Origin of the sequence: Methylomagnum ishizawai, assembly GCF_019670005.1 — a bacterium.
Lineage (GTDB): Bacteria > Pseudomonadota > Gammaproteobacteria > Methylococcales > Methylococcaceae > Methylomagnum > Methylomagnum ishizawai.
Genome location: NZ_AP019783.1, coordinates 4,550,645 through 4,564,819, shown reverse-complemented (window position 1 = coordinate 4,564,819; position 14,175 = coordinate 4,550,645). Strand labels below are relative to the sequence as shown.

The 14,175-nt window shown below is 65.1% G+C and carries 12 protein-coding genes; 6 read left to right on the top strand and 6 right to left on the bottom strand.

Annotation, left to right across the window (positions count from 1 at the left end):
• Nucleotides 1-7: 7 nt before the first annotated feature.
• The gene (locus K5658_RS20620) at nucleotides 8-1,447 is read right to left on the bottom strand and encodes a DUF4331 domain-containing protein (protein ID WP_221064919.1); all 1,440 of its coding nucleotides are present in this window, start codon (nucleotides 1,445-1,447) and stop codon (nucleotides 8-10) included.
• Between the two features lie 111 nt (nucleotides 1,448-1,558).
• The gene (locus tag K5658_RS20615) at nucleotides 1,559-2,284 is read right to left on the bottom strand and encodes a class II aldolase/adducin family protein (protein ID WP_246628524.1); all 726 of its coding nucleotides are present in this window, start codon (nucleotides 2,282-2,284) and stop codon (nucleotides 1,559-1,561) included.
• Between the two features lie 101 nt (nucleotides 2,285-2,385).
• Here K5658_RS20615 and alaC point away from each other — a divergent pair, with 101 nt between their 5' ends.
• Together alaC and K5658_RS20605 are read left to right on the top strand one after the other, a co-directional pair.
• A complete protein-coding gene (alaC, locus tag K5658_RS20610) occupies nucleotides 2,386-3,570 on the top strand; it encodes an alanine transaminase (RefSeq protein ID WP_221064918.1) in 1,185 nt (394 codons plus the stop codon).
• A gap of 37 nt (nucleotides 3,571-3,607) precedes the next feature.
• Nucleotides 3,608-4,918, top strand: coding sequence for a homoserine dehydrogenase (locus tag K5658_RS20605; RefSeq protein ID WP_221064917.1), 1,311 nt, complete (start codon nucleotides 3,608-3,610; stop codon nucleotides 4,916-4,918).
• A 172-nt stretch (nucleotides 4,919-5,090) separates the two neighbouring features.
• On the opposite strand, the gene K5658_RS20600 is transcribed toward K5658_RS20605, so the two are convergent.
• Together K5658_RS20600 and K5658_RS20595 are read right to left on the bottom strand one after the other, a co-directional pair.
• Nucleotides 5,091-6,272 carry a VWA domain-containing protein gene (locus K5658_RS20600; protein ID WP_221064916.1) on the bottom strand — a complete coding sequence of 394 codons (1,182 nt, stop codon included), beginning with the start codon at nucleotides 6,270-6,272 and terminating at the stop codon, nucleotides 5,091-5,093.
• Nucleotides 6,269-8,563 carry a DUF5682 family protein gene (locus tag K5658_RS20595; protein WP_221064915.1) on the bottom strand — a complete coding sequence of 765 codons (2,295 nt, stop codon included), beginning with the start codon at nucleotides 8,561-8,563 and terminating at the stop codon, nucleotides 6,269-6,271. Before K5658_RS20595 ends, K5658_RS20600 begins: the two co-directional genes overlap by 4 nt.
• Before the next feature lie 406 nt (nucleotides 8,564-8,969).
• Between K5658_RS20595 and gcvPB the strand changes: the two genes are divergently transcribed.
• The 4 genes from gcvPB (at nucleotide 8,970) to K5658_RS20575 (ending at nucleotide 12,736) form a co-directional block, all read left to right on the top strand.
• The gene (gcvPB, locus tag K5658_RS20590; protein WP_221064914.1) at nucleotides 8,970-10,427 is read left to right on the top strand and encodes an aminomethyl-transferring glycine dehydrogenase subunit GcvPB; all 1,458 of its coding nucleotides are present in this window, start codon (nucleotides 8,970-8,972) and stop codon (nucleotides 10,425-10,427) included.
• 126 nt (nucleotides 10,428-10,553) lie between these two features.
• Nucleotides 10,554-11,246: a methyltransferase gene (locus K5658_RS20585; RefSeq protein WP_221064913.1), complete on the top strand. Its 693-nt coding sequence runs from the start codon at nucleotides 10,554-10,556 to the stop codon at nucleotides 11,244-11,246.
• Nucleotides 11,247-11,374: 128 nt separating this feature from the next.
• Complete coding sequence (locus K5658_RS20580) at nucleotides 11,375-11,737, top strand: diacylglycerol kinase (protein WP_221064912.1); 363 nt, start codon at nucleotides 11,375-11,377, stop codon at nucleotides 11,735-11,737.
• A 66-nt stretch (nucleotides 11,738-11,803) separates the two neighbouring features.
• Nucleotides 11,804-12,736 (top strand): carbohydrate kinase family protein, encoded by a 933-nt coding sequence (locus K5658_RS20575; RefSeq protein WP_221064911.1) that lies wholly within the window; start codon nucleotides 11,804-11,806, stop codon nucleotides 12,734-12,736.
• Here the strand turns inward: K5658_RS20575 and K5658_RS20570 are convergent.
• Both K5658_RS20570 and K5658_RS20565 read right to left on the bottom strand, forming a co-directional pair.
• On the bottom strand, nucleotides 12,696-13,676 hold the full coding sequence (locus K5658_RS20570; RefSeq protein WP_343223280.1) for a DMT family transporter: 981 nt from the start codon (nucleotides 13,674-13,676) through the stop codon (nucleotides 12,696-12,698). The two genes, K5658_RS20575 and K5658_RS20570, sit on opposite strands and share 41 nt — an antisense overlap.
• Nucleotide 13,677: 1 nt before the next feature.
• Complete coding sequence (locus K5658_RS20565; RefSeq protein ID WP_221064910.1) at nucleotides 13,678-14,136, bottom strand: hypothetical protein; 459 nt, start codon at nucleotides 14,134-14,136, stop codon at nucleotides 13,678-13,680.
• Nucleotides 14,137-14,175: the final 39 nt, after the last annotated feature.

Sequence of the window (14,175 nt, the reverse complement as noted above, 5' to 3'; positions counted from 1 at the left end):
GCTCAACTCAGCACGGATTGGCCTTGGCCTCGCCGCAATCGATATGGCGGCGGTCGCGGCCATCGTAGGGCGTGGGCAGATAGGGGAACTCGGTGTAGATGCCGTTGGCGGTCAGGTGGGAACCTTTCGCGCCGATGTTGAAATTGACCCCATCGCCCAGGGCCGGCACCGGCCCCAGCAAGGCACCGGCCACCACCCGCAGCGCGATATCGGTCACGTCGTCGTTGGGACGGCGGCCATTGGGGAAACCGGCCCCATCACCCGCCAAACCGCCTAAACGCTGTTGCTTGCCGGGCGGGGTCGGCATCGCCCCGAGGTTCAAGCGCAGCAATTCGGAACAAGGATTGGCCTTGGTGCAAGCACCGGGCTTCTGGCCGGGATAGCGCAGCAACGCCTGGACCAAATCGGTGCGGTTGGTGGTCTGGAAATTGGTCCCGAACGCCAGATTGAGCAAGCCCGCCAGCCTGGGATTCAAATAGAAATCCAGGAATTTGGCCTCCTTGCTGGGGTCGGTCATGTTCCAGACGTCCTTCATGCCGGTGCCGATCACCAATTCGTTGATGAGGGGATTGCCCATCCGCGCCAATGGCCGGAGATCGCCGTTGGCCGCGACCCGGCTGGTCGAGGCGTAGAAACCGACCACCGCCTTGGGATCGCCGCCGAGTTGGCCGATGGGCACTTCCAGCGCGATGCTGCTGACATTGAAGCCGGAGAACATATCGTTGCCGAAGGGATTCCTGGTCCGCTCGGCGTCCTGGTCCGGGCTGAGGATGGGGGCTTGGCGGAAGTTCAGGGTATCGAAGGTCGCGCCCAGGTCGATGTAGAAGGTTTCCTCGCGCTGCCCGGCGAAGGCCATGCCCCCGCCCGCCAGCGGCACGATGCCCTCGGCGGCCAGGGCTTCGTAATCGGGCATGGTGCGCGGCCCGGTGTTGGAAGGCACGGCGAACCCATGCCCCACCTCGCTGGCAACGCCATTGGCGATGCGGGTCACGGTGTAGCTCTGCCGCAGGCCCAGCCCTTCCGAGCCGGGACCGTCCAGATGGCGGATGGCGGGCGGCAAGCCCGGCACCGTGTCCACCCCGGCGAAGGACAGCGGCAGATCGTCGAACGGCGACCTTAGCTCGGTGGCGAACCTGACTTGATAGACGATATCGTCGGCCATCCCATCCTGGTTGGTATCCAGGTGGAATTCATAGACCAGGCCGGGATCGAAAAAGAAATAATTGGGAGCGGCGCTGGGTTCCTGGGACGGGATCACATTCATGATGAACACCGCGTTGGCGGGGTTCTTCCAGCTACGGAAGGCGTAGACATCGGTGATATCCGCCGCCGGTTGCTGGGCGATCAAGGGGGCTTCGCGGTGGCTGGCGGCCTGGGCCGGTGTGGAAACGATCCCGGCCAGCAGCGCGGTCGCCAGGCAGGACGGTAATAAACGCGCATGGAACATAAAGACCTCCATATTTCGATAGGTGAAGCAGTGGACTGCGTCCACATCCCCCTATACGGAGGCCGGGGCCGGATTGGATTTAACCGGCCCGCGAAAAAATGCCGATAACGCCTAATTATTTTGCGCCGCCGCCTCCGCCAGCTTACGGATCAAGGGGATGGCGGCGGCGTCCACCGTTTCCCCCACGGCGATCAAGCCGTCCTCGTGCCCGCCCATGGCGATGACCCGCGTTCCCGGTTGTCGCAGCAAGGCTCCGACCGCCAGCGCCATCGCGGGCGTACCGTAGGCGATGGCCGGATCGGTGACGGGCAGGCCCAAGCCCGCCGCCCGCCGCCACAATTCCGGCGCATGCACATGCAGCACGCAGCCTATTCCTGGAGCCGCCCGGTACACGGCGGCATGGGTCAGCGCTTCCGACGAGGGCCGGATCGGTCCCGTCGCCGTCAAGGCGTTCCGCTCCACCGCGAAATCCGTGACCCAGCAGTAATGCGCCGCCGTCAACCGCTCGATGCCGCCGGTCTGGGTGCCGCTGACCAGGAAACGGTCGCCCCCGGTCCGCAGGCTGACATTGCCATAGGCCAAGCCGCCGTAGCGGGCGGGGTCCAATCCCGTCAGCCCCAGCTTGAACAACAAGCCGCGCCAAGCGTCCAGTTCGGCCAGAAGCGACCAGTCCGGCGCGGGCGCGGGCGTGAAATCGATGTGGTATTTGACCACCCCTTCGGTGGCGGCGGACGGGTCGGGGCTGTACATGGCGGGATCGGGGCTCCGGGAAAGCCCGCAACGGTAGCCGATACCTGCCGCCAAGGAAACCTCGCGCACCCTCCCCAAACTTGCCATGCCATCCCGCCCGTTGACAGCCCATGGCCGCGTCGGTAGCTTTACCCGCTTGGCTTCAAGCCAGCGTTTTTCCTAGAAATCCCACCTCTAAAGAGTCCCGCATGGAAGAATTCCAACGCATCAAACGCCTGCCGCCCTACGTCTTCAACATCGTCAACGACCTCAAGGCCAAGGAGCGGGCGGCCGGGGTCGATATCATCGATTTCGGCATGGGCAATCCCGACCGCGCCACGCCCCAGCATATCGTCGATAAGCTGGTCGAAGTCGCCCAGAAAGGCACGGCCCATCGCTATTCCGTGTCGAAAGGCATCATCCGCCTGCGGAAGGCCATTTGCGGCTGGTATCAACGCCGCTTCAACGTCGATCTCGACCCCGATTCCCAAGCCATCGTCACCATCGGTTCCAAGGAGGGCTTGGCCCATCTGATGTTCGCCACCCTGGGGCCGGGCGACGCGGTGCTGGTGCCGAATCCGGCCTATCCCATCCATCCCTATGGCTGCGTGCTGGCCGGGGCCGATGTGCGCCATGTGCCCTTGCTGCCGGGCGTGGATTTCTTCGCGGAACTGGAAAAGGCCATCAAGACCTCGTGGCCGAAACCGAAGATGCTGATCCTCAACTTTCCCGGCAATCCCACCACCCAATGCGTGGAACTGGATTTCTTCGAGAAGGTGGTGGAACTGGCGCGGGAATACAAAATCTGGGTGGTCCACGATATCGCCTATGCCGACATCGTGTTCGACGGCTATGTCGCGCCGTCCATCCTGCAAGTGCCGGGCGCGACCGATGTGGCGGTGGAATTCTTCACGCTCTCCAAGAGCTATAACATGCCGGGTTGGCGCGTCGGCTTCATGGTCGGCAACCGCGAACTGGTCGCGGCGCTGGGCCGGATCAAATCCTACCTCGACTACGGCACCTTCACCCCGATCCAGGTCGCGGCCATCACCGCGCTGGAAGGCCCGCAGGATTGCGTCGCGGAAATCTGCGAACTCTACCGTTCCCGCCGCGATGTGCTGTGCAACAGCTTGAACAACATCGGCTGGGCGGTGGAAAAACCCAAGGCCACCATGTTCCTGTGGGCGCCGATTCCCGAGCAATATAAGCATCTCGGCTCCCTGGAATTCGCCAAGAAGATGCTGCTGGAAGCCCAGGTGGCGGTGTCGCCCGGCATCGGCTTCGGCGAATACGGCGACGACCATGTCAGGTTCAGCCTGATCGAGAACGAACACCGCACCCGCCAGGCCATCCGCGGCATCAAGAACATGATGCGCAAGGACAGCGCGGCATAACCACGCCCCTTTTCGCCAAAGCTCAGGAGAATCAAGCTTGAAACCCGTAACCATCGGCCTGCTCGGCCTCGGCACCGTCGGCGGCGGCACCGTCCGCGTCCTCAAACGCAATGCCTCCGAAATCACCCGCCGGGCGGGCCGGGACATCCAGATCGTCGCCGCCTCGGCCCGTTCGTTGGATAAGGCCCGCATCTGCGATACCGCTGGCATCCGCCTCACCACCGATCCCTATGAAATCGTCAACGATCCCGCCATCGACATCGTGGTCGAACTCATCGGCGGCCTGGACCCCGCCAAGGATTTGGTGCTGCAAGCCCTGGACGCCGGCAAGCACGTCGTCACCGCCAACAAGATGCTGATCGCCCTGCACGGCAACGAAGTCTTCGCCAAGGCCCGCGAAAAAGGCCTGATGGTGGCGTTCGAGGCGGCGGTGGCGGGCGGCATCCCCATCATCAAGGCGCTGCGCGAAGGCTTGTCCGGCAATACGGTGGAATGGCTGGCCGGCATCATCAACGGCACCTGCAATTTCATCCTGACCGAGATGTGGGAGAAGGGCCGCGATTTCGGCGATGTGCTGAAGGAAGCCCAGGCGCTGGGCTATGCCGAGGCCGATCCGACCTTCGACGTGGAGGGCGTGGACGCCGCCCATAAGCTCACCATCTTGGCCTCCATCGCCTTCGGTATCCCGCTGCAATTCGCCAAGGTCTATATCGAAGGCATCAGCGGCATCACCTCGCTGGATGTGTCCTATGCCGAGGCTTTGGGCTATCGCATCAAACTGTTGGGGATCGCCCGCCGGGCGGCGGAAGGGATCGAATTGCGGGTGCATCCGACCCTGATTCCGGCCCGCCGCTTGATCGCCAATGTGAATGGCGTGATGAACGCGGTCTTGGTCAAGGGCGACGCGGTGGGGCCGACCTTGTATTACGGCGCGGGGGCCGGGGCCGAGCCGACCGCGTCCGCCGTGGTGGCCGATATCGTCGATGTGGTGCGGACCCTGACTTCCGACCCCGACAACCGGGTGCCGCATCTGGCGTTCCAGCCGGGGGCCATCGCCGATATTCCGGTGTTGCCCATCGAGGCGGTGGAGACGGCGTATTACCTGCGCCTGAGCGCCGAGGACAAGCCGGGCGTACTGGCCGATGTGACCCGCATCCTGGCGAACCACAACATCAGCATCGAGGCCATCATCCAGAAGGAGCCGCCCCAGGGTGGAAGCCAGTTGCCGGTGATCCTGCTGATCCACAAGGTGCGCGAGCGCGAGCTGAATGAAGCCGTGGCGCGGATCGAGGCTTTGCCAACGATTGGGGGAAGTGTGAAACGGATTCGGTTGGAGACGCTGGGGTAGCCTGGGTTATCGCCCGCCGCTATCGAGCCATGCAATCCATGTGTGCCTGATCTCGACCAAACCGGCGATGCGCGCCTTGGTCGGCACCCTGGCCCCGTAATCCGGGCCGGACTTCCCGCCTTGGCCCCGGTACCGCGCCTTGTGGTACCGGGGCGGTTTCCCGCCAATTTTCCTACCGCGCCTCCCGCGCCGCCGCGATGCCCCGCCGCCCCGCCCATAACCCAATATCCTCGCGCCGGATCGCCGCCGCCATCAATTCCGGGAACAGGTCCGGCGTACAGGCGAAGGACGGCACGCCCAGCGCGGCCAATTGGGCGGCGAGGCGATGGTCGTAGACCGGCGCGCCCTCGTCGCTCAGCGCCAACAGCGTGATGAACTGCACGCCCGAATCCACCAATTCCGCCGCCCGCCGCAACAACTGCTGGGCCACGCCGCCTTCGATCAAATCCGAGATCAACACCAGGATGGTGTTGTGCGGCTCGCGCACCAAGCCCTGGCAATAACCGATGGCGCGGTTGATATCGGTGCCGCCGCCCAATTGCACCCCGAACAGCAGTTCCACCGGATCGTCGAGTTGGTCGCTCAAATCCACCACCGAGGTATCGAACACCACCAGCCGGGTCTGCACGGCGGGCAAGGAAGCCAGCACCGCGCCGAAGATGCTGGAATACACCACCGAAGCCGCCATCGAGCCGCTCTGGTCGATGCACAGGATCACCTCGCGCTGGGTGCGGCGCGATTTGCGGCCATAGCCGATCAAGGTCTCGGGGATGACCGTGCGGTATTCTTCCTGCCAATGCCGCAGATTGGCGCGGATGGTGCGGTGCCAATCGATTTCGGCCAGCCGCGGTCGGCGGTTGCGCTCGGCGCGGTTGAGGGCACCGGTGACGGCGCTGCGCATGGGTTCTTCCAGCCGTTTCGTCAGGGCTTCGACCACTTTGCGCACCACCAACCGCGCCGTCTCGCGGGTCTTGGCCGGAATCACCCGGTTGAGCGAAATCAGGCTGGCGACCAGATGCACATCGGGCTGCACCGCTTCCAGCATTTCCGGTTGGAACAGCATGTCGCGCAGTTTCAGGCGTTCCAGTGCGTCCTTCTGCATCACCTGCACCACGGAGGCCGGGAAATATTTGCGGATATCGCCCAGCCAGCGGGCGACCCTGGGCGCGGAGGATTCGCTGCCGCCGCGGCGCTCGCCGCGCAAACCGCCCGGCCCGTCGGGGTCGTACAACGCCGCGAGGGCTTGGTCGATGGCGGCATCGTCGCCGGCGAGGCCGACGCCACAGCTTTCCTGGGCGGGGCCGCCGAGTATCAAGCGCCAGCGGCGCAAACGCGGATCGTCGTATTGGCTCATGCGGAAAGTCCCAATAAAGTTCGCAACAAGGGCAGGGGCAATTCGGCCCGCCGCCCGTCCCATTCGGCCGCCACCACCGGCGCGGCGCGGCGCGCGCCTCCCGCGGCCTTTTCGCCCAGTTGCCGCCGTTCGGCGGGATTGAATTCGGCGAAGGTGCGCCGCACCAAGGGCAGCACCCGCTGGAACTGGGTTTCGTCCAACTCCGCCACCCAGGCATCCACCAAGCGCCACAGCGTGTCGTCGTGCAAGAGGACCAGGGCGCTTTGGTTGAGGAAACCGTCCAGCCACGCGGCGGCGGCGGCGGGTTCCGGGCCGATGGACAGCGCTTGGCTGAGATGCTTGGCCGTGGTGTCCAGGTCGTCGGCCCGCTCGTCGAAGCGCAGCCGCGCCGCCAGTCCGCGCACCAAACCATGCCCGCTGTCCTGCCGCGCCAGTCCGGCCAGGGCCGAGAGCCACGCCGCCTGCGGTTCCTCCCCGGCGGCGAGGCGGATCGCCGGATGGGCCTGGGCGATCCGCGCCTGCATGTTTTCCGCCGCCTCGTCGTCCAGCGCGGCGCACGCCCCGGACAGGCCGATGGCGGCGCGTAAGGCCATGCCGTCCAGCACGGGCCGCACCAAACCGGCCCCGGTGCCGCGCACATCGCCATAGCGCACGATATTCGCCAAGGGCGGCAAGGCGTCCAGCAATTGGGCGGCGTCGGCGGCGATGGCGGCCTGGGCTTCCAGCGCGGCGACCACGGCGTCCACGGCGGCGGGCAAATCGGCCAGCAGCACCTCGTCCACCAACAGCGCCAGTTCCGCCAAGGCGGGATTGTCCCCGGTACGGGCCATGGCCTTGGCGGTGGCGGCTTCCAGCACGGTATTGCCGAAACGGCCCGCCGCGACCACATCCAGGGCCAGTTCCGGCTTCCATTGCAGGGTCCAGATTTCATGGAAAGTGCCCTTGGCCCCGTAGCCCTGGTTTTGCCGCCGACCCCAGCCGATCCCTAACAGGTTGAGCCGGTGCAGCAAGCGGCTCCGCGCCAAGTCGTTGGGCTGGCGCAAATCCAGGTCCAGGGTTTTCTGCAAGGCTTCGGGCTTGAGCCGCAAGCGGGTTTGCTCGCGTTCCAAATCGCGCTGCAAGGGCGGGGCCGGGGCGTCGGCGGGTACCCGGCCCAGGCGCTCGCCGACGATCAAGCGCCGCTGGATCAAGCGCATCGGCGTATCGTCGCCCAGGCAGACCACGGTGCGGAGGGCTTCGGCCAGTTCGTCCAAGCCGGGCGAGGGCCGGTCGCGCAAGGCGGCCAGGGTTTCGGACAGCCGCGCCGCCTCCACCAAATGGGCGGAGGAACAATCCAAATCCTCGGCCCGGAACAGGCCCGCCGCCTTGGCGAACCACGCCACCATGCCCCGGTGGCGGTCGGGATAGCGCCACAGGTGTTCGTACCAACCTGGGGCTTCGATCCCCGCACCGTAGCCGCTGGCATAGCTCAACTGGCCGTTGCTCCACGGCACCCAGGCGGCGGCGGTCTTGACCTTGGGTAGGGCTTTGAGCAGGGCGTTGTCGTCCTTGAGCGGCGGCATGGTTTCCAGCGCCGGGACGTGCCACGCGCCGCAAACCACGGCGATGCGCTCGAAACCGTCCTTCCGCGCTTGCCGCAAGCTTTTCCGCATATGGGCCTCGCGCAGGCGTTCGCGGCGTCCCTGCGGGGACGCGGGATCGGGTTCCGGCAGTTCGCCGCGCAGTGCCGTCATGGCCTCGCGGATGGCGGCGAACAAACCCTCGCCATCGCCGCGCTCCTCCACCATATGGTTCCACCAGGATTCGCCGTCGCCATAACCGGCGGCGCGGCCCAGCCAGTCCAAAGGATCGTGGCGCTGGGCTGGGAGGGGTTCCGGGGCGGGTTCGACGGCCAGTTCCGGTATGGCGCCGTCCACGTCCGAGGCCGTGGGCGGCGCGGATTCGGGGGCGGACCCGGCCACGCCCTTGCCCAGGGCGAAATCCACGGCGCAAGCCAGGTCGATGAAGCGCACCGGAATCCCCTGGGCCAGCCCATGGCGCAGGGCTTGCCATTCCGGGGAGAACTCGGCGTAGGGGTAGAACGCGGCCAAACCCGGATCGTCCGGGCAATGCACCAGCAAGGCCACCGGCGGTTCCATCCCGGAGTCGGCGACGAAGCGGAGCAGGTCTTCGCCCTCGGGCGGACCTTCGATCAAGAGGCAATCGGGGCGCAGTTCTTCCAAGGCGCGGACCAGGCTGCGGGCGCAGCCGGGACCGTGGTGGCGGATGCCGAAGAAATGGGGTTCGGTCATGGGGTTGGGTTCCTCTGCTGTTCGGATATACGGCCCAAATCCGTGGCGGCGGAATCATCCGCGCCATATAGTCGGCCCTGGCGTATGAATCCGCCAGCGCCCGCGGCAATATTTTGGCCCGCGCCCACCCGTCGGCGATACGGCGTCGCACCGGAAAGCGCGCGATAACCGCGAAGTCCGGCCGTCGCCCCCGGTACTTGGCGGACAGCGCCGATTTGCCGGAAGATACGTTATACCCGGCGGCGATGGCGGAATCGGCGGATCGCGATAGGCGGCGTGGAATATCCCTGTGTTAAACCCTGGGCCGATACCGCCCGGACAGCACGCCACAGCGGTAATCGGCCAGGGCATCCGCTCGCTGGCGGCCCAAAGCAAGCAGCCCAAGCCCACCCATGGAGGCGCGGCAATGTTGATCTTCGACCTATCCCAGAAGGGCCGGACCGCCCAGGCCCAAAGCCCAACGGCATCCACCACGCCGCCCGCTATCCCCGCGAGCTTCCTGCGGACCCGTCCACCGCCCTTGCCGGAAGTCTCCGAACTCGACGCCGTGCGCCACTATACCCGGCTGTCGCAGCGCAATTTCTCCATCGACACCCAGTTCTATCCGCTGGGTTCCTGCACCATGAAATACAACCCCAAGGGTTGCCACACGCTCGCCAGCCTGCCGGAATTCCAGGAGGTCCATCCGCACGGGCTGGAATGGGCCGGGCAGGGCACCTTGGCCTGTTTGTACGAGCTACAGGATATCCTCGCCGCCGCGACCGGCATGGCGGCGGTGTCCCTGGCCCCGGCGGCGGGGGCGCAGGGCGAATTTGCCGGGGTGGCGATGATCCGGGCCTATCACCGCCAGCGCGGCGATTGGGCGCGGGATGAGATGCTGGTGCCGGACGCGGCCCATGGCACCAATCCGGCCTCGGCGGCGATGGGCGGTTTCAAGCTCAGGGAAATTCCCACCGACGGCGCGGGCAATATGGACCTGGACGCGCTAAGGGCGGCGGTGGGGCCGCGCACGGCGGGCATCATGCTCACCAACCCTTCGACCCTGGGCGTGTTCGAGCGCAATATCGGGCCGATCGCCGCTATCGTCCATGACGCGGGCGGCTTGCTCTATTACGACGGGGCCAATCTGAACGCCATTCTGGGCAAGGTCCGGCCCGGCGATATGGGGTTCGATGTCATCCACCTCAACCTGCACAAGACCTTCGCTACGCCCCACGGCGGCGGCGGTCCCGGTGCCGGGCCGGTCGGCGTGGGGGAACGCTTGCTGCCCTTCCTGCCCTTGCCGCTGGTGGCGCGGGAAGGGGAGCGTTATCGCCTGTTGGGCGAAGCCGACCGGCCCCAGAGCATCGGGCGCTTGATGGCGTTCGCGGGCAATATCGGTGTGTTGCTGCGGGCCTATGTCTATGCCCGGATGTTGGGCGGGGCCGGGATGCGGCGGGTGGCGGAAATCGCCACGCTGAACGCCAATTACTTGATGAGGAAGCTGGTTGAGGCCGGGTTCGAGCCGGCGTTCCCCGGTCGCCGCGCCGTCCACGAATTCATCCTGACGCTCAAAACCCTGGCGAAGCAACGCCATGTCTCGGCCTACGATGTCGCCAAGCGCCTGCTGGATTATGGTTTCCACGCGCCGACGGTGTATTTCCCGCTGTTGATCCCGGAATGCCTGTTGATCGAACCCACCGAGACCGAGAGCCGGGAAACCCTCGACGCCTTCGCCGCCGCCCTGGCCGCGATCCTCAAGGAAGCCGAAACCACCCCGGAAACCCTCAAGGGCGCACCCTACAGCCTGCCGGTGCGGCGGCTGGACGAGGTGAATGCGGCCCGCCATCCCGATTTGGCCTATGGTCCCGGCCCGGCGCGATAAGGGCGGCTGGCCCCGCTGCTTTTGGAGGCTCGACAAGGACCGTCGTTTGAAATGGTTTATGATGATAGGGGTACCGGCTTGATGCGCGGGTACTGATTACAAATCGGTTGTCAATTGGAGTTGATTATGGCAGATGATATGGGTATGGGTTTAAGTCCGGGCGGGGCGCATTATCGTGCCTATGTGGGCGCGCCTGAAAATTATGATTTGATCTCCGCCATGACCTTCGGGTTGTTGACTTCCCTGGGCCTGAGGCAACAGCATTCGCTGCTCGATATTGGGTGCGGTTCCCTGCGGATAGGCCGTTTATTGATTCCATATCTGAACGCCGATAGATATTTCGGCGTGGAACCCAACCGTTGGCTGGTCGAGGAAGGCATCGCCAAAGAAGTGGGGGAATCCCTGATCGCCATTAAGCGGCCGTCCTTCCATTTCTCGGATGGGATCGCGGATTGGCGGAAGGGCGAGTTCGATTTCGCCGTCGCCCAATCCATTTTCAGCCATACCGGGCGCGACTTGTTGGAGCGCTGGCTCGCCGAGGTTTCCGTGGCGCTCAAACCGGGCGGCGCCTTGGTCGCCACTTTCGTGCATGGGGAGGATAACGATAAAACCGGATGGATCTATCCGCATTGCGTTTCCTATACCCCGGAAACCATAGCCTCCATGGCGGAGAAACATGGGTTCAAGGCCAAATATCTGGATTGGCGCCATCCCTGGCAGAAATGGTATTTATTGGCGAAACCGGACTTCGATCTGTCTTGGTTTGAAAAGCGCCCGCTGCATTGGAATACCTTCATGGACCATGCGCCCAAAAAATGATTTGCCCCCTTAGGGAAAGGGCGGGGCGGGAATGGCGCGACACCCTGGCGTGGACCATTGCCGCCTTGTCCTGGCCCGGTCGCTAATAACTAATAATCAGCCTTTTTTGCATCCAAGTTTCAACCACCATGGCAGGACAATCCTTCTCCGGCATCCGCCGGATTTACGCGGCTTTCTTCAATTCGCTGGCGGGCTTCCGCGCCGCTTGGGATCACGAGGAGGCGTTCCGCCAGGAATGCCTCTTGTGCCTGGTGGGCGTGCCCTTGGGGCTGTGGCTGGGCCAGACCGGAATAGAACGCGCCCTCCTGGCCGGCGTGCTGCTGAACGTGCTGGTGGTGGAATTGCTGAATTCCGCCCTGGAAGCCACCGTGGACCGCATCGGCTACGAGCGCCATACCCTGTCGGGCCGGGCCAAGGACATCGGTTCCGCGGCGGTGTTCCTGGCGCTGGCGCTGGCGGCGATGGTCTGGTTGCTGGTTTTGATCCGCTAGGGCATAGTCCCCGCATCCGCCCCCAGGGCGCGACCGTTCCCATTTCAACCCAAGGAAAAAACCACAATGACGGCATTAATCTGCGGTTCCATGGCCTACGACACCATCATGGTGTTCCAAGACAAATTCAAGCACCACATCCTGCCGGAGCAGGTGCATATCCTCAACGTGTCCTTCCTGGTGCCGGAATTGCGGCGCGAGTATGGCGGTTGCGCGGGCAATATCGCCTATAACCTCAAGCTGCTGGGGGCCGACCCGCTCATCATGGCGACCGTGGGCAAGGATTTCACCCCGTATGCGCAATGGCTGGCCTACTGCGGCATCGGCCAGGATTTCATCAAGGTGCTGGGCGACAACTACACCGCCCAGGCCTATATCACCACCGACCTGGACGACAACCAGATCACCGCCTTCCATCCCGGCGCGATGAACCATGCCCACCTCAACGCGGTGCCCACCGACCGGGGCATCCGCCTGGGGATCGTGTCGCCGGATGGCCGCAACGGCATGATCCAGCACGCCCGGCAATTCGCCGAGGCCGGGATTCCCTTCATCTTCGATCCGGGCCAGGGCATGCCGATGTTCGATGGCCAGGAGCTATTGGATTTCGTGGAATTGGCGACCTGGGTCGCGCTCAACGATTACGAGGCCCAGCTCATGCGCGAGCGCACCGGCCTGTCTCCCGAGGAACTGGCGCAAAAGGTCGAAGCGCTCATCATCACCAAGGGGGCGAGTGGCTCCTTGATCTACACCGGCGGGGAATGCCTGGAAATCCCCTCGGCCAAGCCCAACGCCGCTTTCGATCCCACCGGCTGCGGCGACGCCTACCGGGCCGGCTTGATCTACGGGCTGTTGGAAGGCTTGGATTGGCCGACCACGGGCCGCATCGCCTCGCTGATGGGGGCCGTCAAGGTGGAAACCTATGGCACCCAGAACCACTCCTTCACCCTGGCGGGCTTCAAGGAGCGTTACCACGAGAATTTCGGCCACGCTTTCTAGGCCGGTTGCGCCGCCGCCGGGCGCGGGCGGGCATGGGCGGCGGGGCTTTGCGGCTCCGGCCCGTGGCTTCGTGCAAGAGCAGGGCGCAGAGGATCAACCCCGTGCCCTGCGCCACCCGCCAGCCCACCGGCTCGCCATCGATGGCATGGCCCACCCACAGCGACAGGACCGGCGTCATCAGGGTGATCAAGGCCACGCGGGTGGCGGGCAGATGCTTGAGGATGTAGAAATACAGGGCGAAGCCGATAGTCGTCGCCACCGTGCCCAGATATAGGATGGCGAGCAGGCTGGGCCAGGGCAGGCTGTCCGGCCAGCGGCCATCGGCCAAGGCCCAGGTCAGGAGATAGGCGGGCACGGCCAGCGCGAGGCTGCCGCCCAGCAAGGACAAGGTGGGAATCCGCGCATCGATGCGCTTGAGCCACACCGAACACAGCGCTTGCAGGAAGGACGCCAGCAACACCCCGGCGATCCCCAGTTCCGCCTCCGGCCCGAAAGCCAGCGCCGAATCGAACATCACCGCCAAGCCCCCGAGTCCCAGGCCGTAGGCCAGCAATTGCCCCGGCGTCAGCCCATGGTCTTTCAGCCACAGCGCCGCCAGCAACGCGGTCATCAAGGGCGTCAGCCCGAACACCACCGAAATCCAGCCCGAGGGGATGAACCGCGAGGCCCAATAGGTCGCCAGCATCGCGCCGTAGATTTGCGTGGCTCCGGCGGCATAGGCCCACAGCGCCTTGCGGTGCGCGGGCAGGCGGTGGCGCAGGACCAGCAGCGCCAGCAGCACGCACAGGAAACCGATGCCCATCCGGGCCGTGACGCCGAACAGATAGCCCGGCCCTTGCCCGCTCCATTTGATGGCGAGCGGCGTGGTGGACCAGAGCAGGATGACGCCGATGTAGGCGGTGGCGAGGCGCAGGCGGGCTGGGGGAGAGGCTGTTTCCACCCTAACGATCCACCGCCGCCGCCAAGGCCGCGAGCGATTCCGCGTCGGCCAAGCGGTGTTCATGGCCGACCGTAATCAAGGCGGTTTCCGGGGAAAGGCCGCTGTTCGCGAGCAATTCCAGGCTGTCGGCATAGGGGATGACTTCGTCGGCCACGGCGTGCAGGATCACCGTGCCGGGCTTCGCCGTGCGGGCCGCGCCCCAGCGTTTCCAGGCCGGGCATAGCAGGACCAACGGGATTGCCCCGGCCCGGAGGTTCAGCGCCAGCGCCCCGCCCCGGCTGGAACCCACGACGAGGGCGGGCCGGTGCCGTTCCAGTTCGGCTTGGGCAATACCCAGGGCGGCCTCAAAATCGTCGTGGGGCAGGGCCGGTTCGATGAGTTCGTGGCCCAGCGCCTTGAGATGGCTGGGCTTGACGCCGCCGGGCACCGATTGCCAGCCGTGCAAATAGAGGATTTTCATCGGGACAGCCTCGCTGGGGGCAAAGGCCGGGATTATCGG